The sequence below is a fragment of the Arthrobacter sp. zg-Y1171 genome (genome assembly GCF_025244845.1).
Classification (GTDB): Bacteria; Actinomycetota; Actinomycetes; order Actinomycetales; family Micrococcaceae; genus Arthrobacter_B.
On the sequence record NZ_CP104264.1, the window covers coordinates 1,137,523 to 1,158,340 of the forward strand.

Sequence of the window (20,818 nt, forward strand, 5' to 3'; positions counted from 1 at the left end):
GACGGTGACTTTGCCAACTGAGAACGAACGGACACTGCCATGATCAATAAGGTGTACCCCGGTGCGGCCGAAGCCGTCGCCGACATTCCGGACGGTGCTTCCCTCGCCGTGGGCGGCTTCGGCCTCTGCGGTATTCCGGTGGCGTTGATCGACGCCCTGCATGCGGCAGGCACTACGGACCTGGAAACCGTCAGCAACAACTGCGGCGTGGATGACTGGGGGCTGGGCCGGCTGCTTGCCGACCACCGGATCCGGCGTACGGTCAGCTCCTATGTGGGGGAGAACAAGGAATTTGCCCGCCAGTTCCTCTCCGGCGAACTGGAAGTGGAACTGACCCCGCAGGGCACCCTCGCCGAGAAACTGCGCGCCGGCGGTGCCGGCATTCCGGCCTTCTACACCCCGGCCGGGGTAGGCACGCAGGTGTCCGAGGGCGGCCTGCCGCAGAAGTACGACGCCGAGGGCGGCGTGGCGCTGGCCTCCGATCCCAAGGAGGTCCGCAGCTTTCACGGCGCGGACTATGTGCTGGAGGAATCACTGACCCCCGACTTCGCCCTCGTCCATGCAGCGAAGGGAGACCGGCACGGAAACCTGGTCTTCCATGCCACGGCCATGAACTTCAACCCGCTCTGCGCCATGGCCGGGCGCATCACCATCGCCGAGGTGGAAGAGCTGGTGGAGCCCGGGGAACTGGACCCCGAACACGTCCACGTCCCGGGGATCTTTGTCCAGCGGGTGGTCCTGGCACCCGAACCGGAGAAACGCATAGAGAAGCGGACGGTCACGGCCGGCGCAGGCAGCACCAACGGAAGCAAGGAGTCCTGAGATGGCACTGAGCCGGCAGGAACTGGCCGCCCGGGTAGCCCGCGAGCTGCACGACGGCGAATACGTGAACCTCGGCATCGGCATGCCCACGCTGATTCCGAACTACATCCCCGAAGGCGTGGAAGTGGTGCTGCACTCCGAGAACGGAATCCTCGGCGTCGGGCCGTACCCCACCGAAGACCAGCTGGACCCGGACCTGATCAATGCCGGGAAGGAAACCGTCACCGTGAACAGCGGTGCGTCCTTCTTTGATTCCGGCGCTTCCTTCGGCATGGTGCGCGGCGGGCATGTGGACGTCGCGGTACTGGGTGCCATGGAAGTGGCAGCGAACGGCGACCTGGCCAACTGGATGGTGCCCGGAAAGATGGTCAAGGGCATGGGCGGGGCAATGGACCTGGTGTTCGGCGCCAAGCGGGTGATCGTCATGATGGAGCACCTGGACCGGGCGGGACGGCCCAAGATCGTGCGCGAATGCTCCTTGCCGCTGACCGGAAAGGGCTGCGTGGACCTGATCGTCACCGACCTGGCCGTGATCGAGGTTGGCCCCCAGGGGCTGGTGCTGCGCGAGACCGCGCCCGGCGTCAGCATCGAGGAAGTGGTTGCGGGCACGGATGCACCGTTGGAGGTTTCCCTTGACGTATGAGGAGCCCGACGCCGGCACCGAGGAGGTCGCGATGGCGCCCCGGGTCATTGAGCAGCGCGGCCTCTGGTACGAGGAGTTCGAGCCGGGAGCCGTTTACCGCCACCGGCCCGGCCGCACAGTCACCGAGGCGGACAACGTCCTGTTCACCACCCTGACCATGAACACCCAGGGCCTGCATCTGGATGCCGCCTACAGCGAGGTCCAGCCGTTCGGGCAGCGGCTGGTGAACTCCATGTTCACCCTGGCCACGATGGTGGGCCAGTCGGTGGCGCAACTGACGCAGGGCACCCTGGTGGCGCAGCTGGGGCTGGGGGAGATCAGCTTCCCGCACCCGCTCTTCCACGGCGACACCCTGTATACCGAAACCGAAGTCGCGGACAAACGGCTCTCCTCTTCCCGGCCCGGGCAGGGGATCGTCACGCTGACCCATACCGGCAGGAACCAAAACGGTGACATTGTCGGGCGGTGCACCCGGACCGCCCTGATGTGGACGGAGGAGGGCTACGCCGCACGGGAGGCCGGCGCCGGTACGCGATAGGTTGGATCGGCAAGCACAACAGGAAAGACCTAGGAGTACAGCGATGACGACCTTCCCCATGGGACCAGCACTGCTTTTCTGCCCGGGGGACCGGCCCGAACGCTTCGGCAAGGCTGCCGAGCGGGCGGATGCCGTCATCCTGGACCTCGAGGACGCCGTCGCTCCCCGGGACAAGGAAGCGGCCCGGAAGAACATCATCGCCGCGGAGCTGGACCCCGAACGCACCATTGTCCGCGTCAATCCGCTCGGGACGGAGGACTTCGAGCGGGACCTCGCCGCCCTGTACCAGACCCCGTACCGCACCGTGATGCTGGCCAAGACGGAGGACGGAAGCGCCGTCGCCCGGGCGCTCGCCGGTTTCACCGTCGTCGCCCTGCTGGAAACGGCGCTCGGCGTGGTACGGGCCGCGGACATTGCCGCTGCGGAGAACGTGGCGGCCCTGATGTGGGGCGCCGAGGACCTGCTGGCTTCGCTCGGCGGGGAATCCAGCCGCCACCAGGACGGCACCTACCGCAGCGTCGCCGTGCAGGCCCGCTCCACGGTGCTGCTCGCCGCCGGCGCCTTCGGCAAGGGGGCCATCGACTCGATCTACGGCAACATCCCGGATACCGAGGGACTGGAGGTCGAAGCGCGCGACGCCGTCGCCTCGGGGTTCGCGGCCAAGGCCTGCATCCATCCCGGCCAGGTCGCTGCCGTGCGCGCCGCCTACGCACCCGACCCCGCAGACGTCACCTACGCCGAGCAGGTGCTGGCCGAGGCCGGGAACCACGGGGGAGTGTTTAACTTCCGCGGACAAATGATCGACGGTCCGCTGCTGAAGCAGGCCGAGCAGACGCTGCGGCGCGCGCAGGGCTGATTCCGGCCGTGACGGCCGCTACTCTTTCATCATGCGCATAGTCATAGCGGGAGCCCACGGAAGAATCGCACGCGAACTGGGACGACTCATGGCGGCGGACGGACACGATGTTGCCGGCCTGATCCGTAACCCGGACCAGGCAACGGACCTGGAAGCGGACGGCGTCGCACCGGTGGTGCTGGACCTGGAGAACAGCACCCTGGAGGACGTAGTACAGGTCCTCACCGGTGCGGATGCGGCCGTCTTTGCCGCCGGCGCCGGACCCGGAAGCGGTGCTGCCCGCAAGGACACCGTGGACCGTGCCGCCGCCGTACTGCTGGCCGACGCCGCCGAGCAGGCAGGAGCCGGCCGGTTCCTCCAGGTCTCCTCCGGCGGCCTCGACGCCGTCCGAGGCGGCGCCCGCCCGGAGTCGATGGACGAGGTGATGTACGCCTACCTGGTGGCCAAGCTCGCCGCCGAAGAAGACCTGATGGCACGCAGCCAGCTGGACTGGACAATTGTCCGGCCGGGCATCCTGACCAACGACGCCCCCATCGGCCTGGTGGAACTCGCCCCGGAGGTAGACCGGGAGTCCATCCCGCGGCAGGACGTCGCCGCCGTCCTCGCCGAGCTGCTGAAGACCGGCAACGGCGTCCACCAGGCGCTGGGCCTGGTCTCCGGGACCACGCCTGTTCCCGACGCCGTGCAGGCACTGCAGCCGGCCCGCTAGTTCCGGGTACCGGCTTCCCCGGCTTCACTGGCTTGCCCCCGGCTTCCCCGGCGCGCGGCAATGCGGAAGGCCGCCGGGCTGCGGGATACTGGAGGCATGCAGCCTTCCGACTCGATCTCCTCTGAACACGACTACGTCCGTTCCCGCCGGCCCGGTTCGGACCATCTGCCCCGGCGGGTGGTCCTGCTCGGTTCCACCGGGTCGATTGGAACGCAGGCCATCGACGTGGCCGACGGCGCACCGGAGCGGTTCCGCATTGTGGCGCTGGCCGCCGGCGGGTCCAACCCGGAGCTCCTGGCCCGGCAGGCCGTGCACACCCGGGCAGAGGCGGTAGGCTGCGCCGCCGTCGACCTGCCCACCCTGCACCGGCACATCTCCGACGCTGCCGCCGCCGCCGGCATCACCGGATATACACCTGAACTGTTTGTTGGAAAGTCCGCGGCCACCGCAATCGCCGCCTGGACCGAAGCCGACGTCGTGCTCAACGGCATCACCGGGTCGATCGGGCTGGAACCCACGCTGGCGGCGCTGGCCGCCGGGCACCTGCTGGCCCTGGCGAACAAGGAATCCCTCATCGTGGGCGGAGAGCTGGTCAAGCGTGCCGCTGCTCCCGGGCAGCTGGTTCCGGTGGACTCCGAGCATTCGGCACTCGCCCAGGCCCTGCGCTCAGGCACCCACGGCGAAGTGGACCGGCTGGTGGTGACGGCCTCGGGCGGTCCGTTCCGCGGGCGCAAGCGCGCCGAACTGGCGGACGTCACGCCGGAACAGGCACTGGCCCACCCGACCTGGAACATGGGCCGGGTGATCACCACCAACTCGGCCAGCATGGTCAACAAGGCGCTGGAAGTCATTGAGGCCCACCTGCTGTTCGACATCCCGCTGGACCGGATCGACGTCGTCGTCCATCCGCAGTCCATGGTGCATTCCATGGTGCAGTTCGTGGACGGCTCCACCATTGCCCAGGTCTCGCCGCCGGATATGCGGCTGCCGATCGCGCTGGGCATGGGCTGGCCGCACCGGGTGCCCGGCGCCGCACAGCCCTGCGACTGGACCCAGGCCACCGAATGGACTTTCGAGCCCCTGGATGAGGAAGCCTTCCCAGCCGTCGCGCTGGCCAAGCAGGCGGCCGCTGCCGGGGGCACGCGCATGGCCGTCTACAACGCTGCCAACGAGGAAGCCGTGGACGCCTTCCACGACGGATTGATCGGGTTCACAGACATCGTTGATACGATCGCCGCCGTACTTGAGGAAGCCCCGGACTCGGGGCCGCTCACCCTCCAGTCGCTGCTGGCGGCGGAGGAGTGGGCACGTGCCGCCGCGCGGAAGCGTTGTGGAAGATGACAAGAGCCGCAGTTGAACTGAAGGAAGCCCGTTGACCATTCTGCTTTTCATCCTTGGCGTGCTGTTCGTGGCGACCGGCATTGCTGCCTCCATCGCCCTGCACGAGGTAGGCCACCTCCTGCCGGCCAAGGCCTTCAAGGTGCGGGTCACCCAGTACATGATCGGGTTCGGACCCACCGTTTTCTCCCGGACCCGCGGCGAAACCGAATACGGTGTCAAGGCACTGCCCCTGGGCGGTTACGTTTCCATGGTGGGTATGTTCCCGCCCAACAAGGAACACGACGGCGAGGTGCGGCGTTCCAGCACCGGCATGTTCCAGCAGCTCGCCACCGAAGCGCGGCAGGCTGAGACCGACCGCCTGGTCGAGGGCGACGAGGACCGGGTCTTCTATAAGCTTCCCGTCTACAAGCGGATCATCATCATGCTCGGTGGGCCGTTCATGAACCTGCTGATCGGCGTCGTGCTTTTTGCGGTGCTGCTGATGGGCTTCGGCACCGCGCAGACCACCACCACGCTGGCCTCGGTCAACGAGTGCGTGATTTCCGCCGAGCAGCAGGCCGCCACCGGACAGACCGACTGCACGGAAGCCGACCCGGCCGCCCCTGCCCATGAGGCGGGCCTGCTTCCCGGGGACACCATCACGAAGTTCGACGGCCGGGACGTTACGTCCTGGGAAGAGCTCACGGGCTGGATCCGCGAGGCTGCCGGACGCACGGTTCCGCTGACCTATGAGCGGGACGGCGTCGAAGCCCAGACCAGCATCACGCCGCTGCTCACGGAACGTCCGGTGGTGGGCGACGACGGCGCCGCCAAGACCGACGACGCCGGCAACTACCTCACGGAGGAAGTGGGCTTCATCGGAGTCGGCGCGGAGCAGGAACTGGTGAACCAGCCGGCCACGGCTGTGCTGCCTGCGGTGGGGGACAACCTGGTCAACATCGCCGGCGTGGTGGTCAACCTTCCCCAGCGCCTGGTGGACGTTGCCCAGGCCGCGTTCTCCTCCGAACCCCGGGACCCGAACGGACCCATGAGCGTGGTGGGCGTCGGCCGCATTGCCGGGGAAATCTCCGCCGAGGAAGCCATTCCGCTAACGGACCGGGTGGCAACGCTCATTGGACTCGTTGCCAGCGTGAACCTGGCGCTGTTCGTCTTCAACCTCATTCCGCTGCTGCCCCTGGACGGAGGCCACGTTGCCGGGGCGCTGTGGGAGGGACTGCGGCGCCGCGTGGCGAAACTGTTCCGCCGTCCGGACCCGGGGCCCTTCGACATGGCGAAGCTGCTTCCGCTGACGTACGCCGTGGCGGTGCTGCTGATGGGGATGGGCGCGCTGCTGATCTACGCGGACATCGTGAAGCCGGTCAGCCTGTTCAACTAGGTTTCCCCGGTCCCGGTGCCGGGTGCCCGGTCCCGGTGCCGGGTGCCCGGTCCCGGTGCCGGGTGCGCGGTGCCGGGTCCGGTGCCGCTCCGGCGTCCGGTCCCGCTCCGGCGGCCGGAACGGCGGCAACGAAATCCCTTGCTCGCAGAGCTCGCCGGGATATTAAAGCCGCCTTATCCGGGCGCCTGCGCGGGTGCTGCGCGGGCACTGAGCCGGTGGTTCCCGCTGGTCCGGTGACCCCGCCTTATCCGGGCGCCTGCGCGGATGCTGTGCCGGTGGTTCCCGCTGGTCCGGTGACCCCGCCTTATCCGGGCGCCTGCGCGGGTGCTGTGCCGGTGGTTCCCGCTGCCTGCGGTTTGTCCAGATCCCTGCGGTTTGTCCGGATCCCTGCGCTGCGCGGCGCAGGGATTGCGACAAAACGCAGGGAATCTGAGTCGGGCCTCGGATCCACGTGTTTCAAGGCACGGGGTGGCAGGATGGCAGGCATGAGTTCCGGGGGAGAAGCAGAAACAACCACCTTCCGTACGGGTTTGCCGGCACAGTACCGGCTGATCGTGGGTCTGCTGGGCTTGGCGGCTGCAGGCGGGAGCATCCTTGCCGCACTCGAAGCCGGGCCGTTGCCGCTCGTGCTGGGCGTGCTGATAGCCGTGGTGTTCGTAGCCGTCGTGATGATGACAGCTCGGATCCAGGTAGGCCCGGAAAGTGTGCAAATTCGGGTGGCGGTGGTGTTTGCCACCGAGATTCCGTATCGGGACATCACACGGGCCTCAGCAGGACCGGTTACCGGGCTGGCGGAGGGTATGGGGCTCCGGAGCCTTCCGGGGGCCAAAGGCTACCTAGTTGGCGGACCGTCAGTTCGGATCGAATGCGGGCCGAGCGTCGTGCTGGTGTCCTGCCGTGAACCGGCCCGGCTCCTGTCCTGCCTGGCCCGTCAGAACGTGCCTACGGCGTAGGCCTTCGAGCTTCCAATTCCGGCCACGCTGCCGCAGAGGGTCCCACTGTCTGGGACAGGTGGGTGCTGCTGGGGTCCCATCCGCCACAGCAGTACCACCGGGTGGGATGCTGTGCCCGCCGCCCGCGCCACGGCACCCCGCGACCCAGGCCCCCGCCTCAGCAGTTACCCCTCCCGCCGAGTTGCAAAAGAGAATGAACCCATAAACGGTTGCAATCTGATTTGCATACGCTTACGGTTGCAACATGTTCGTCCTCACGATCGACCAGCGCAACAGCCAGGGCAGCGAAGACAAGGTGCCGCAGCTCCTGGCTGCCCTCGCAGACCTGCCGATGCTGCTGGCCTTCGAACGGTCGGTGGGGGATGAGATCCAGGGCGTCTGCGACTCGGCCCGGACCGCTACCGACGCCGTTCTACGCGTCCTGCGGGACGGGGACTGGTACGTGGGTGTCGGCGTCGGAGGGGTCCATGAACCCCTGCCGGCCAGCCCCCGCGCAGCAGGAGGACCGGCCTTTGTCGCGGCCCGCCGGGCGGTGGACCGGGCCAAGAAAAGCGGCGACCGGCCGCCCGTTGCGGTGGAGGGATCGCCGGGCGCCCCCGAGGCAGAGGCGGTCCTGGTCCTGCTCGGCCGCTTGATCGCCGAACGCACGGACGCCGAATGGCGGATCCTGCAGCACGTGGACCCCGGTAAATGGGGTTCGCAGACTGCTGCTGCCCGTAAGCTCGGCATCAGTTCCCAGGCGGTGAGCAAGGCGGCCAGGCGGGGCGGCTGGCAGGAGGAATGGGCTGCACGGCCCGCAGCGGCAGTGTTGCTGGAGCGTGCCGATGACCTCGCCGGCGGAACGGGACCAGCTCAACGAAGGACGGATCAATGACGATTGTGTGGGTTGTGACCGGGCTCCTGGCCGCCGCGCTGCTCGGCTGGCCCGTGACGGCCGGCGTGCTGCGCCTGGCCAGCGCAGTCCAGAACCCGCCGCCTCCGCCGCCGGCTGCCATCCTCCGCGGCGGGCTGGCGATCGGCGTGCTGGAACGCCTCGCGGTGGCCGCAGCGGTCCTGGCCGACGAGCCGGTGGCGATCGCCTACGTCGTCGCAGTGAAGGGGCTCGGACGGTACGCCGAGCTCAAGGAGACCCCGGCGGCGGCGGAGCGCTTCATCATCGGCACGCTGGCCTCCATGCTGTGGGCCGTGGCAGTAGCCGTTCCCATCCGCCTGTTCCTGCTGTAACCGTGCGCTGCCGGGCCCCCTGACCCGCTGCAGTCCGGGCATCCCGTAGGCTTTAGGGCATGAGTATTTTTGCAGTTGAGTATGTCTACGACGCCGATTCGGCCGAACTCCGCGACCAGCACCGTCCCGCACACCGCCAGTGGCTGCAGCAGCTTGTGGATGAGGGGCATGTCCTGTCTGCGGGCGCGTTCGTGGACGGCGCCGGAGCGCTGCTGTTGGTTGTTGCAGAGGATGAAACCGGCCTGCTTGCCCTGCTGAAGCAGGATCCGTTCGCCGTTGTCGGCGCTATTTCCGGTATGAAGACCACTGCCTGGAAACCTGCCCTCGGCGCATTCTCCGACCTCGCGTAGCCCTGACGTTCTAAGCCCACAGTGATATTCGCCCGCCCCCAGCAGTCTCTGTCCGGGGCGGGGTGATAATAGGAAGGGCGCGTTTCATTAGCGCGCGCTTCACAGCCTAATACCTGCCGTTTCGGCACATGGAGGACGTTTTGACCTCGGTCAACCTTGGAATGCCAGCTGCACCGCCGCCCACGCTTGCGCCCCGCCGCAAGACCCGCCAGATCAAAGTGGGCTCCGTTGGAGTCGGCTCGGACTCGCCGATCAGCGTTCAGTCCATGACCACCACCCCCACCACGGACATCAACGCGACTCTGCAGCAGATCGCCGAACTGACGGCGTCCGGCTGCGACATCGTCCGCGTTGCCTGCCCCAGCGCCGATGATGCGGCCGCGCTGCCGATCATTGCGAAGAAGTCCCAGATCCCGGTGATCGCTGACATCCACTTCCAGCCGAAGTATGTCTTCGCGGCGATCGACGCCGGCTGTGCGGCGGTGCGTGTGAATCCCGGAAACATCCGGAAGTTCGACGACCAGGTCAAGCAGATCGCCAATGCCGCGAAGGACGCGGGCGTCTCCATCCGCATCGGCGTGAACGCCGGGTCCCTCGACCCGCGGCTGCTGGCCAAGTACGGCAAGGCAACGCCGGAGGCGCTGGTTGAATCCGCCGTCTGGGAAGCATCCCTCTTCGAGGAACACGACTTCCACGACTTCAAGATTTCCGTAAAGCACAATGACCCCGTGGTCATGGTGCGTGCCTACGAACTGCTGGCCGAACGCGGCGACTGGCCCCTGCACCTGGGCGTGACCGAAGCCGGTCCCGCTTTCCAGGGCACCATCAAGTCCGCCACTGCTTTCGGGGCGTTGCTGTCCAAGGGCATCGGCGACACCATCCGCGTTTCCCTCTCCGCTCCTCCGGTGGAGGAGATCAAGGTTGGAAACCAGATCCTGCAGTCGCTGAACCTGCGGCCCCGCAAGCTCGAAATCGTCTCCTGCCCGTCCTGCGGGCGCGCCCAGGTGGACGTCTACACGCTGGCGGAGCAGGTCACCGCGGGCCTCGAAGGCATGACCATCCCGCTGCGCGTTGCCGTGATGGGCTGCGTAGTAAATGGACCCGGTGAAGCGCGCGAAGCGGACCTGGGTGTAGCCTCCGGTAACGGCAAGGGCCAGATCTTTGTCAAGGGTGAAGTTATCAAGACCGTCCCCGAAGACCAGATTGTGGAAACCCTCATCGAAGAAGCGATGAGGATCGCGGAAGATATGGGAGAACCCGATGGCGAGGATGCTGGGACGGGTGGCCCCATGGTTACCGTCAGCTAAGTCCGATATCCGCAGCGCCTCCTCGAGTGCGGCGCTGCGGATCCTGCGCGACGACGACACCGTTGCACTGTGGGATCTGGCCGCCGCCGACCCGGTCGCCAACATTTTCATGCTTTCCCACTTGGAGACGGCCCGGACGGCAGCACCCACCTCGGCGGGTGGACGGATTGTGGGAGTGTTCGACGGCGGCACGCTGATCGGTGCGTGCTGGTCCGGTGTGAACGTGGTTCCAGTCGGTCTCGATGCCGATACCGGCCCGGAGGTCGGACAGTATCTGGCCAAGTCGCGGAACCGGTTCTCGTCCATCTTCGGTCCCTCAGAGGCGGTGCTCTCCCTCTGGTCCGAGCTTCGGAATGTTTCCCCGCAGCCGTTCGATGTCCGTCCGGAGCAGCCCCTGCTGCAGATCGCCGAGCCCTCCGCCGTCGTTGCGGCGCCGGGGCTGCGTCCTGCCCGCCTTGAAGAGCTCGATGTGCTGCTGCCCGCCTGCACGGCCATGTTCGAGGAAGAAGTGGGCTACTCGCCGGTCTCCAACGGAGACCGGCACTACCGGCAGCGGGTCAAGGGCCTGATCGAACGCCGTCAGTCGCTGGTGGATTTCGACGCCGCCGGCCGGGTGGTGTTCAAGGCCGAGCTCGGTACGGTCTCCCGGCAGGCCGTGCAGGTGCAGGGTGTCTGGATGAATCCGGAATACCGCGGACAGGGGCTGAGCCGGTCCTACATGTCCGCCGTCGTTGGCGCCGCCCTGGACGTTGCCCCGGTTGTCAGCCTGTATGTGAACTCCTATAACGCGCCGGCCCGTGCCACGTATGAGGCCGTCGGCTTCAATCAGGTGGGTACCTTCGCAACCATCCTCTTCTAGCCTGCCCCCGCCCCCGCCCCAGCCCCTGCCCCGGCAGGTCTGTTCGGCGCGGTGTCCGGGATGCCGTAGGCTCTGGGCACGCACTCGGCACGGGGGAGCAGGTGCAATGCGCCGGCGGCACGCCCGCAGCCCCGTTCCGAGGTGCAGGCGCGGCCAGGCACCCTGTCCGCCGACAACGACGTTGGGGGATCAGGAAGATGAGTGCTTTCACCACAAAAACAACAAGTTCCGCATTGCGGGCCGGACCCCGGCGGGCAGGAGCCGCAGGCGCGGGTCTGGCGCTGGCCCTGGTCCTCACCGGCTGCGGAGGAGGCGATGAGCCTGCTGCCCGCGACGGCGGAGCGGCCGCGACCGCAACCGGCGCAGGAGCACTCAGCGGTGCGGAGCTGGCCGCCGTCCTGAGCGAGGTTAACACCGATCTGGACATCGGCGGCACGGTGCTGGAAGAGGCCCAGCTGAAGCAGAACACGGCCCGGAGCGTGGAGGCCATGAAGGGTGTCGAGTACAGCCCCTGCAACCCGACCGAGGGCATCGATCCGACGAAGGCTCTCCGCGAGGCCAGTATGGGTGCCTTGGCTATCGAGGGCAACGCCCCGGGCATGCCGGACACCATCTCCGTTATCAGCTGGTCCAGTGAAGAGGCCGTTGCGGAAGAATCCAAGATGAGTAAGCGGCAGCTCGCGTCCTGCCCCGAGTACAGCTTGACCGCCAACGGGCGGACAGTTTCCCTGGCTGGTGAAGCGCTTGACATGCCTACCGTCGGCGACGCATCGCAGGCATACGTCACCCGCCAGACCGCCAACGGCACCACGCAGACGTCAGTGGTACTGACCGCTTGGTCCGGGACGAATTCGGTACAGATCACGCTCCACGAGGCAGATCCCCAGGAAAGCATCCGCTACGTCGCGCCGCTCCTCGAGGAGGTACTGGACCGCATTGGGGGCTAGCACCGATTTAGGGTGAGCCGGATCACGTGGTTAGGATTCTCAGCGGGCTTCCTATCCGGAAGCCATGGCCCAATGCCGGCGGCAAAACAAAGAAATGTTGCCGGATTGCGGCCGGAGAAACATCCAAAATGGGGGAATAGTGAAGAAAACCATTAAGGCCGGCGCCTTGCTCTTAGCCGGCGTCTTTGTACTTTCGGGCTGCGGCAGCTCCGACGGCGATTCGGGATCCGCGGAGGCAGAGTCCTCACCCGCGCCCACGCTGGCAGTCGGCCAGGACCAGTATTCCGCAGATGAGCTGGAAGACGCGTTGGTGGCCGTCACGGAGGACGGGATCCTGACAGGCGACGTTGAAAACGATGCGATGCTGCGGCCCCAGTTCGAGGACGCGTCCTACACGGATATTTCAATTGAGCCGGAAAAATGCGCTGCCCTGCTTTCGTCCACCTTCGACAGGAAAATCCAGGAAGGCAACCTTGCCTTCGGCGGTGTCAACGACTCGGATGTGCTGACACTGGTCAGCTACGACGACGCATCGGTCCTTGAAGAGCAGGTTGAAGGCAGCGAAACGGCAGTCGCCGACTGTGCGCAAATCCAGATGGCCAACGGGGAAGCGGAGCTCGCCGCATCTTTGGAGAAGATTGAGGCCTCAACGGAGGCGCCCACCACCCAGGCATACCGGACGACGATTGACCGAATCGGTTCCGAGGGAACGGCCATCCACGTCATAGGGATCTCGGGCACCGTCCAAGTCAGCGTTTCCCTGTTCGATCCGGCCGACGAGGACGCAGCCATCGCCGACGCGGAGGAAGCCATCGACGCGGTGTACGCCGAGCTCGAATCGAAGTAGCGGCGTGAACGCACACACAACATCAACCGCGGCCGGATCGGCCCGCGGAGCATTTCAAACTGGGGGAAAAGTGAAGAAAACCATTAAGGCCGGCGCCCTGCTCGTAGCCGGCGTCTTTGTACTTTCGGGCTGCGGCAGCTCCGACGGCGATTCGGGATCCGCGTCGGCAGAGTCTTCGCCCACGCCCGCCACGCAGGCGGTCGGGGAGAAGCAGTACACGGCGGATGAGCTGGAAGACGCACTCGCTGCGGTCATGAAGGACAAGAATCTGGACGGCCCGCTCGGCAACGATGAGACGGTGCGCCCGGACATGATGAACGCCGTCGATCCCCTGGAAAACATCACCATAGCGCCGGCGGCCTGCGACGTGCTGGCCTCGACGAACGTCAACAAGGTGCTGGACAACGCCTATATTGCAGTCCTGCTGCTCAATGAGACCGATTCACTGACAGTCGTCAGCCACTCAGACCCGGCTGTCCTGGAAAAGCAGGTCGAGGACAACGACACGCTGTTGGACGAATGCGCCCAATACACCATGGAAGGTCCGGGAGGGCAGGCGACGGTGGTCAATGAAGGCATTGACGCGTCGACAGACGCGGATACCACCCAGGCCTTCCACTCGATCACGTCCAACGGAACCATCGAGGAAGGCATCACCCAGGTTGCAGCCGCCAGCGGCACCACGAACATCGCAGCCCGGTTCGTGAACGCTTCCGATCCCGAGGCTTCCGTAGCCGAGGCCGAGGAACTCATCAACGCGGTGTACGCCGAGCTGGAAAAGAAGTAACCGGCACCTCACCCGGCGTTACCCGATTCCGGCGGGGCCGGACCTGCGCTGCAGGTCCGGCCCCGCCGTCGTCGTACGCCTGTCCGGCATCGACAGCCGGGCGCGTTAGATTAGTAGGGCATACATTCTTGAGAGATGCAGCCGACTGGCTGCAGAAACGGATTCCCAGCGTGGTCCTTCGACTTTCCACCCTTTTCCTGCGCACCCTGCGCGAAGACCCGGCCGACGCCGACGTCGCCAGCCACCGGCTCCTTGTCCGTGCCGGCTACATCCGCCGGGCGGCGCCGGGCATCTACTCCTGGCTGCCGCTGGGCCTGCGGGTGCTGGGCAAGGTGGAGAACATCATCCGTGAGGAAATGGCCGCCATCGGCGCCCAGGAAGTGCACTTCCCGGCGCTGCTGCCGCGTGAGCCGTACGAAACCTCCAACCGCTGGACCGAGTACGGCGAGAACCTGTTCCGCCTGCAGGACCGCAAGGGTGCGGACTACCTGCTGGCACCGACCCACGAGGAAATGTTCACCCTCCTGGTCAAGGACCTCTACAACTCCTACAAGGACCTCCCGGTGTCCCTGTTCCAGATCCAGACCAAGTACCGCGACGAGGCACGGCCGCGCGCCGGCCTGCTGCGCGGCCGCGAGTTCATCATGAAGGACTCCTACTCCTTCGATATGGATGACGAAGGCCTGGACGCCAGCTACCAGGCGCACCGCGGGGCCTACCTGCGGATCTTCGAGCGCCTGGGCCTGGAAATCGTCGTCGTCTCGGCTGTCTCCGGCGCCATGGGCGGGTCCAAGAGCGAGGAGTTCCTGCACCCGATGGCCGTGGGTGAAGACACGTACGTGCGCTCGGCCGGCGGCTACGCTGCCAACGTCGAAGCCGTCACCACCGTGGTGCCCGCGGACATCGATTACACCGGCGCGCCGGCAGCCCGTGTGGTGGACACTCCCGACACCCCCACCATCGAATCCCTCGTAAACGACGTCAACGCCCGCTTCCCGCGCGAAGCAGGCGAATGGTCTGCCGCAGACACCCTGAAGAACGTGGTCCTGGCCGTCACCCTGCCCACCGGGGAACGCCGCATTGTGGTTGTGGGCGTGCCCGGCGACCGCGCCGTCGACCTCAAGCGCATTGAAGCCAACATCAGCTCCCACGTAGGAATGGGCGGCGAGCTGGCCGTCGACGCCGCCACGGACGAAGACCTCAAGAAGCACCCCGGTCTGGTCAAGGGGTACATCGGCCCGGGCCTGAGCACCGACGAGCCCGTGCTGGGCACCGAATCCGCCACCGGCCTGCTGTACCTCGTGGATCCCCGCGTGGTCACCGGCACCAGCTGGATCACCGGCGCCAACGAGTCCGGCAAGCACGTCATCGGCCTGGTCGCAGGGCGCGATTTCACCTGGGACGGCACCATCGAGGCCGTTGAGGTCCGCGAAGGCGACGAGGCCCCGGACGGCTCCGGACCGCTCGAAGCAGCCCGCGGCATCGAAATGGGCCACATCTTCCAGCTCGGCCGCAAGTACGCCGATGCCCTGGGCCTGAAGGTCCTGGACCGCAACGGCAAGCTGGCCACGGTCACCATGGGTTCCTACGGCGTCGGCGTGACCCGCGCGGTCGCTGCCCTTGCCGAATCCCACCATGACGACAAGGGGATCATCTGGCCCCGCGCGGTGGCACCGGCCGATGTGCACGTGGTGGCCACGGGCCGCGGCTCCGAGATTTTCGACGCCGCCGCCCAGCTGTCCGAAGAGCTCGAGGCTGCGGGACTGGAAGTCATCTACGACGACCGTCCCAAGGTATCCCCGGGCGTGAAGTTCGGCGACGCGGAACTGATCGGCGTCCCGACCATCCTGGTGGTCGGCCGCGGGCTGGCGGACGGCGTCGTGGAAATCAAGGACCGTGCCACCGGGAACGCCGAGAACGTTCCTGTTGCCGAAGCGGTGGAGTACGTGCGCCGCGCCGCAGCGCAGTAGCCCTTCGTGGTCTCCGGTCTCGAGGAGGTCACGCTTGCCACCATCGCGCTTGTGGTGGTGGCAGGCCTGGCTGCCGGCTGGGTGGATGCAGTGGTGGGCGGCGGCGGGCTGATCCAGCTTCCCGCGCTCCTCCTCGTACCGGGGATCAGCCCGGTCCAGGCCCTGGCGACCAACAAGATGGGCTCCATTTTCGGCACTACCACCAGTGCCGTGACCTATTACCGGCGGGCCCATCCGGACCTCCGGACGGCGCTGCCGATGGCGGGCATTGCCTTGGCCGGGAGCTTCGGCGGAGCCATCCTGGCCGCCTCGCTCCCGTCGTCGGTCTTCAAACCCATCATCGTGGTGGCGCTAGTGGCGGTGGCGGTGTTCACTGCAACCAAGCCCACCGTCGGCGAGTTGACGAAACTGCGCCACACCGGGCGCCGGCACTACGGCACCGCAGCCGGTATCGGCCTGGTGATCGGCTTCTATGACGGACTGATCGGCCCGGGGACCGGTTCCTTCCTGATCATCGCCATGGTGACCCTGCTCGGGTACAACTTCCTCGCAGCCAGCGCCAAGGCCAAGATCGTGAACATGGCGACCAACCTCGGGGCCCTGGCGTTTTTCCTTCCGAACGGATCGCTGCTCTGGGGACTGGGACTCGTGCTCGGCTTCGCGAATATGATCGGCGGCTATCTCGGTGCCCGGATGGCGGTCAAGCAGGGCAGCAAGTTCATCCGGATAGTTTTCCTGGTGGTCGTTGCCGCCCTGATCGTCAAGCTTGGCCACGACGTCTGGGTGGAGAACATCCGCGCCTAGGCGGCCGGCAGCTCCTGCACCGGCGGAATGCCCGGATGCCGCCGGCCGGTCAGTGCCGATGCCACCCAGACGGACCGCTGCGCGTCGCCGTGCTGCCCTTCGCGCACGTAATCCAGCGCGTTGGTGACCTCACGCAGGACGCTCCAGTCCAGCGCCGCGTTCCGGTCCAGGCCCGCGGCGGCGCACAGGCCGTCCAGCCGTGCCAGCAGAGCCTCCTCCGGCGCCGAGGCATCCAGATCATGCAGACGGTTCCACAGCATCGGAGCCACGGCGTACTCGGCCTCGCCGAAGACCGCCTGCGGGTCGATGGCGGCGTAGTCGCCGGGGTGTCCGGGACGGGCCAGGACATTGGCATAATGCAGGTCCGCGTGGACCAGGACGTCCCGGCCGGACCGCCGTCCCACCGCGCCGCGGGTCTGGCAGACCTCCAGCGCGGCCTCCAGCAGCCAGCGTTCAAACGGACGCCCCAGGGCGTCCCACTCCGCGGGCAGCTCGTCCGAGAGCTGTTCGGCATGCTGGGCCAGGGAGGGGACGGCGGCCCAGTGGGGCGAATCGGATTCCGGCAGGCTCAGCCGGCGTACGAGCGAACCCCAGATCCGCACGGCAGCGTCCATGTCCACGGACAACAGCGTGCGGTCGGGGTCGAGGCGTTCCAGGACAAGGCAGGTTCCGGCCGCGTCCCTGTCCAGCAGCCGTACGGCCCCTCTGCCGTCCCAGAGGGCCAGGGCAGCCGTCTCGGTGGCTGCTTCCGGATGCGGAAACGGGAACTTCAACACTGCGGGGTTCCCGTCGGCGGAACGCACGGGCAGCACCAGTGCTCCATGCCCGTGCCAGGGCGCGGCCCCGGGCGGATCCGGAACGAGCCGGAAAGCGGCCAGGCTGGTCTCCACCAGTCCCGGCAGGCCAGCCAGCCAGGTACGGCCGTCCCGGGTGCCAAGGTAGCGTCGGCGCAGGGCCTCAGGTACGACGACGGCGGGTGCCATGCAGTTCTCCTCGGAGGTGGCGGCTACGGCTGCGGCGGGGATGGCGGCCGCCGGAACGGGGGAGCGGGCGGCGAAGGATCAGTTCCACGGCAGATCCTCCGGGACGGCGTCGAGGCCGGGAGATGCGGGGACGATTTCGGCCTGCAGATACAGTTCCGCTGAGACAGCGGCGAGCCGGTCGATCGCCCAGCCGCGGAGTTCTCCTTCGCTCAACGCCACCAGGTCAGCGTAGACCGCCGGGAACTGCTGTTCCAGTGCGGGCAGGGCGTCGGCAGGATTGCGCAGGAAACCTGCATCCAGGCGGTAGGCGGCCACCGGAGGCACCGCCGGCAGGCACAGGCCGGGCAGGTAGGCCACCGCGTCCGTGCCACGGGATTGATGCGCGGCCATGCGCGTCTGCCACTGCCCACCGCGGGTTGCGGCGGAAGGATCCTGCGCGAGGGCGACCTCATAGGCATAGGCGGCGCCGAATTCCGCGTCAATGGCGGCCTTCAGGGCAGCGGCTGCATCGGGGGCCGCGGAACCGGCTGCCGCGCTGCCGGAGGGAGTTCCCGCTGCCGTGTCGGCGGTCTTTTCTCCGGTGCCGGCATCCGGGCAGTTGGACAACTTCTTCTCCGCTGCCGGCGCCTCGGTGGCTTCGCCTGCGGCAGCCGGATTTCCGGTGTGCGGGCCGTTGGTCTCCGGCAAGGCCAGGCCGTATAGGCCCGCGGTACGAGTGGCCCAGACCTGCTGGGCGGCCCCGGTCGCGGCGAGCAGGCGCGCCGTGCCGGCGTCCGCCCGCCACGCAGCCTGCAGGTTGGCCTTTGCAGACGCCGCCAGTGCCCGCACATAGGGCTCGAGGTCCTTGGCATCCGGTGCCTCGGGAACTGCGGGCGAGCCCGCCCGGTCCTTTCCCGCCGAGCCGGAAACAACGAGCGGTTCCTCGAAGGTGTTCCGGGCAGCGGCCGGTTCCCGGCCGGTGCTGGTCAGAAGGGCAGCCTGAGTGCGCAGCCCCTCGGCCTGGGCCAGGAGTTCGACTGCTTCGGGGTTTTTCCCTGCAGCGGCCAGTGCCCCCGCCTCGGCGGAAAGGGCCTGGGCGCTGGTTCGCGCCTCGGCCAGGGCAATTTCCGAGAAGGAACGGGTGCGCTCCCGGCCGTCCCCGGTACCGGCCACCAGGCCGAAGCTGAGGATCACCGCCCCGAGTGCGAGGAACAACACAAGACGCAGCGTCCCGGCACCCAAACGGCGGAACCGGCGGGCAGGCGCGGGCTCGGGTCCGGGGTTTTCCAGGGGCTCATCCACAACAGTCGATGATGTCACGAACGCGCTCTCATCTGCATCGATGCCTCAAGGACACAGGAATGTCGGTAGTCTAGGACTACAACAACATCTAGTGGGAGGCAGCTATGGCGGTTCGGCCCAACCCCAAAAAAGACACGTCGTCGGATTACCGCAGGAATGCGATACGTGCAGAAGTAGCCGCGGAGACGCAGCGGCTCAAGAATTATCTGGCCCCCACGGTAGAGATGCAGGATTTGTTCCTCGAGGACATCGAGATCAAGCTGGCAGGTGCCCACCGCACTGTCCACGTCATCGTGGACCTTCCCGAGGACCAGCCCGGAGGCGTCAGCCTGGACAGGATTTCGTCCGCAGCCCAAGTGATTTCCGAAGCCATGGACAACGATCCGGGCGATGACGGACGTCCCTACAACCTCGAGGTTTCGTCCCCCGGGGTTTCCCGTCCCCTCACCGAGCCGCGCCACTGGCGCCGCAACGCAGGCCGGATGGTGTCCGTTTCCGTTGAGCGCGGGGACGACGTGATGGGACGGCTGATCTCCGTCGAAGACGACGGCATTACGTTGATACCGGAACTCCCGGTCAAGAAAGGGATGAAGGCCAAACAGGGGGACCCGGTCCGCCTGGCATTCGCCGACATCCGCAAGGGGCGCGTTGAAGTCGAATTCGCCCACCTTGAAGACGACCCGGTAGGCGAGGACGCCCCGGATGATGAAACCACAGCTGAGGAGGCCTAGATGGAAATAGATATGAGTGCGCTGAGGCTGCTGGAACGCGAACGGGAGATCCCCCTGGATCTGCTGGTGCCGACCATTGAGCAGGCTCTGCTGGTTGCCTACCACAAGACCAACGGCGCCCAGGAGCAGGCGCGGGCGGAACTGGACCGGAAGACCGGTCACGTAACCATCTGGGCTGCTGAGCTCGACGACGACGGATCCACGGTGGGGGAGTTCGACGACACCCCGGCCGGCTTCGGCCGGATCGCCGCCAGCACGGCCCGGCAGATCATCCTGCAGCGCCTGCGCGATGTCGAGGATGACAACATCCTGGGCGAGTTCAAGGGCCGCGAAGGTGAACTGGTCTCCGGCCAGATCCAGCAGGGCAACAACCCGCACATGATCCAGGTGAACCTCGGTTCGGTGGAGGCACTGCTGCCCCCGCCCGAGCAGGTTCCGGGGGAGAAGTACCTCCACGGTTCCCGCCTGCGCGCGTTCGTCGTTGACGTGCGCCGCGGCTTCAAGGGTCCGTCCATCACGCTGTCCCGCTCCCACCCCGGCCTGGTCCGCAAGCTTTTCGAACTCGAAGTTCCGGAAATTGCCGACGGCAGCGTGGAAATCGTGGCGCTGGCACGCGAAGCAGGACACCGTTCCAAGATTGCCGTCAAGGCCAACGTCCCCGGCATCAACGCCAAGGGCGCCTGCATCGGCGAGATGGGCTCCCGCGTGCGTGCGGTCATGAACGAACTGCATGACGAGAAGATCGATATTGTCGACTTCAGCGAGGATCCGGCGACGTTCATCGCCAACTCCCTCTCGCCGTCGCGCGTGAACTCCGTGACCATTACGGACGAGGACCTGAGGTCCGCACGCGTTGTGGTTCCCGACTACCAGCTCTCCCTGGCGATCGGCAAGGAAGGCCAGAATGCCCGCCTCGCGGCCAAGCTGACCGGCTGGCGGATCGATATCGTTTCCGACGCGAAGGCCTCCTAGGCTCCGGTGCCGGAAGCGGATGCAGCGCCGGACAAGAAAGGCGCTAGAATGTATAAGGCCGGGTCACCCTCCGCGTCCCATTCATCGGCAGCCGCTTCCGGCGCTGCCGCGGGAAATCGGGTATCCAGGCACGTTCCATTGCGAACGTGCATAGGGTGCAGGAAAAAGGATGACCAAGCTGTTCTGCTGCGGTTGGTCCGTGTCAGCATGGAAGGCGGCAACGCCGTCCGTGTCGACGAGGACCACCGAATGCCTGGAAGGGGTGCCTGGTTGCACCCCGACACGGCATGCCTGAGATTGGCAGTGAAACGTTCGGGCTTTCCGCGGGCCTTTAGGGGTTCCGTGGAAATATCGGACGTTGAACGTTGGTTCAAGGCCCTTGAGGACGTTCCGACCGGGAACGGACTCAAAACCGTCCAACCTGAAAGCGGGTCAGAAATCTGATGGAAACCCGATGAGTACCCAGCGATGAGTACTTTGTTGTGCTCTGCGATGGGCCCCGCTGCAACTGCAGTGGAA

23 protein-coding genes are annotated in these 20,818 nt (G+C 66.7%); 21 read left to right on the top strand and 2 right to left on the bottom strand.

What is annotated here, in order from left to right:
• Positions 1-39 precede the first annotated feature (39 nt).
• The 18 genes from N2L00_RS05285 to N2L00_RS05370 all read left to right on the top strand — a co-directional run bounded on the left by N2L00_RS05285 (position 40) and on the right by N2L00_RS05370 (position 16,332).
• On the top strand, positions 40-822 hold the full coding sequence (locus tag N2L00_RS05285; protein ID WP_255767158.1) for a CoA transferase subunit A: 783 nt from the start codon (positions 40-42) through the stop codon (positions 820-822).
• A gap of 1 nt (position 823) precedes the next feature.
• Positions 824-1,465, top strand: coding sequence for a CoA transferase subunit B (locus N2L00_RS05290; protein WP_255767159.1), 642 nt, complete (start codon positions 824-826; stop codon positions 1,463-1,465).
• Between the two features lie 31 nt (positions 1,466-1,496).
• On the top strand, positions 1,497-2,003 hold the full coding sequence (locus N2L00_RS05295; protein WP_229953275.1) for a MaoC family dehydratase: 507 nt from the start codon (positions 1,497-1,499) through the stop codon (positions 2,001-2,003).
• 43 nt (positions 2,004-2,046) lie between these two features.
• The gene (locus N2L00_RS05300) at positions 2,047-2,859 is read left to right on the top strand and encodes a CoA ester lyase (RefSeq protein WP_255863374.1); all 813 of its coding nucleotides are present in this window, start codon (positions 2,047-2,049) and stop codon (positions 2,857-2,859) included.
• Between the two features lie 31 nt (positions 2,860-2,890).
• Positions 2,891-3,568, top strand: a complete 678-nt coding sequence (locus tag N2L00_RS05305; protein ID WP_255767161.1) for an NAD(P)-binding oxidoreductase — start codon at positions 2,891-2,893, stop codon at positions 3,566-3,568.
• Between the two features lie 96 nt (positions 3,569-3,664).
• Entirely contained in the window at positions 3,665-4,909 is a 1,245-nt protein-coding gene (dxr, locus tag N2L00_RS05310; protein WP_255863373.1) for a 1-deoxy-D-xylulose-5-phosphate reductoisomerase, read from the top strand.
• Positions 4,910-4,940: 31 nt separating this feature from the next.
• Complete coding sequence (locus N2L00_RS05315) at positions 4,941-6,284, top strand: RIP metalloprotease (protein WP_255863372.1); 1,344 nt, start codon at positions 4,941-4,943, stop codon at positions 6,282-6,284.
• Positions 6,285-6,769: 485 nt separating this feature from the next.
• Positions 6,770-7,237 carry a hypothetical protein gene (locus N2L00_RS05320; protein ID WP_255863371.1) on the top strand — a complete coding sequence of 156 codons (468 nt, stop codon included), beginning with the start codon at positions 6,770-6,772 and terminating at the stop codon, positions 7,235-7,237.
• Positions 7,238-7,481: 244 nt separating this feature from the next.
• Complete coding sequence (locus tag N2L00_RS05325) at positions 7,482-8,111, top strand: helix-turn-helix domain-containing protein (protein WP_255767165.1); 630 nt, start codon at positions 7,482-7,484, stop codon at positions 8,109-8,111.
• Entirely contained in the window at positions 8,108-8,461 is a 354-nt protein-coding gene (locus N2L00_RS05330; protein ID WP_255767166.1) for a hypothetical protein, read from the top strand. Before N2L00_RS05325 ends, N2L00_RS05330 begins: the two co-directional genes overlap by 4 nt.
• A 59-nt stretch (positions 8,462-8,520) precedes the next feature.
• Positions 8,521-8,811, top strand: coding sequence for a YciI family protein (locus N2L00_RS05335; protein ID WP_227924459.1), 291 nt, complete (start codon positions 8,521-8,523; stop codon positions 8,809-8,811).
• A gap of 140 nt (positions 8,812-8,951) precedes the next feature.
• Complete coding sequence (ispG, locus tag N2L00_RS05340; protein ID WP_230026182.1) at positions 8,952-10,118, top strand: flavodoxin-dependent (E)-4-hydroxy-3-methylbut-2-enyl-diphosphate synthase; 1,167 nt, start codon at positions 8,952-8,954, stop codon at positions 10,116-10,118.
• Positions 10,093-10,977: a GNAT family N-acetyltransferase gene (locus tag N2L00_RS05345; protein ID WP_308219741.1), complete on the top strand. Its 885-nt coding sequence runs from the start codon at positions 10,093-10,095 to the stop codon at positions 10,975-10,977. The genes ispG and N2L00_RS05345 overlap by 26 nt, the downstream gene beginning before the upstream one ends.
• 197 nt (positions 10,978-11,174) lie before the next feature.
• Positions 11,175-11,924 (top strand): hypothetical protein, encoded by a 750-nt coding sequence (locus N2L00_RS05350; protein WP_255863370.1) that lies wholly within the window; start codon positions 11,175-11,177, stop codon positions 11,922-11,924.
• A gap of 139 nt (positions 11,925-12,063) precedes the next feature.
• On the top strand, positions 12,064-12,771 hold the full coding sequence (locus tag N2L00_RS05355; RefSeq protein WP_255767168.1) for a hypothetical protein: 708 nt from the start codon (positions 12,064-12,066) through the stop codon (positions 12,769-12,771).
• Between the two features lie 70 nt (positions 12,772-12,841).
• Positions 12,842-13,558 carry a hypothetical protein gene (locus tag N2L00_RS05360; protein WP_255863369.1) on the top strand — a complete coding sequence of 239 codons (717 nt, stop codon included), beginning with the start codon at positions 12,842-12,844 and terminating at the stop codon, positions 13,556-13,558.
• Between the two features lie 170 nt (positions 13,559-13,728).
• Complete coding sequence (locus N2L00_RS05365; protein ID WP_255767282.1) at positions 13,729-15,528, top strand: proline--tRNA ligase; 1,800 nt, start codon at positions 13,729-13,731, stop codon at positions 15,526-15,528.
• 6 nt (positions 15,529-15,534) lie between these two features.
• Positions 15,535-16,332, top strand: coding sequence for a TSUP family transporter (locus N2L00_RS05370; RefSeq protein ID WP_227924473.1), 798 nt, complete (start codon positions 15,535-15,537; stop codon positions 16,330-16,332).
• On the opposite strand, the gene N2L00_RS05375 is transcribed toward N2L00_RS05370, so the two are convergent.
• Together N2L00_RS05375 and N2L00_RS05380 are read right to left on the bottom strand one after the other, a co-directional pair.
• Complete coding sequence (locus N2L00_RS05375) at positions 16,329-17,315, bottom strand: aminoglycoside phosphotransferase family protein (RefSeq protein WP_255863368.1); 987 nt, start codon at positions 17,313-17,315, stop codon at positions 16,329-16,331. The two genes, N2L00_RS05370 and N2L00_RS05375, sit on opposite strands and share 4 nt — an antisense overlap.
• Before the next feature lie 78 nt (positions 17,316-17,393).
• Positions 17,394-18,614, bottom strand: a complete 1,221-nt coding sequence (locus tag N2L00_RS05380) for a DUF4439 domain-containing protein (protein WP_255863366.1) — start codon at positions 18,612-18,614, stop codon at positions 17,394-17,396.
• Between the two features lie 86 nt (positions 18,615-18,700).
• On the opposite strand from N2L00_RS05380, the gene rimP reads away from it, so the two are divergent.
• From rimP to N2L00_RS05395, 3 genes are read left to right on the top strand one after another with little or no spacing between them, the layout of a single operon-like run.
• Positions 18,701-19,327 (top strand): ribosome maturation factor RimP, encoded by a 627-nt coding sequence (gene rimP / locus N2L00_RS05385; protein WP_255863365.1) that lies wholly within the window; start codon positions 18,701-18,703, stop codon positions 19,325-19,327.
• Positions 19,328-20,299 carry a transcription termination factor NusA gene (nusA, locus tag N2L00_RS05390; RefSeq protein WP_227924477.1) on the top strand — a complete coding sequence of 324 codons (972 nt, stop codon included), beginning with the start codon at positions 19,328-19,330 and terminating at the stop codon, positions 20,297-20,299.
• A 48-nt stretch (positions 20,300-20,347) separates the two neighbouring features.
• On the top strand, positions 20,348-20,743 hold the full coding sequence (locus tag N2L00_RS05395; RefSeq protein ID WP_227924581.1) for a YlxR family protein: 396 nt from the start codon (positions 20,348-20,350) through the stop codon (positions 20,741-20,743).
• Positions 20,744-20,818 lie beyond the last annotated feature (75 nt).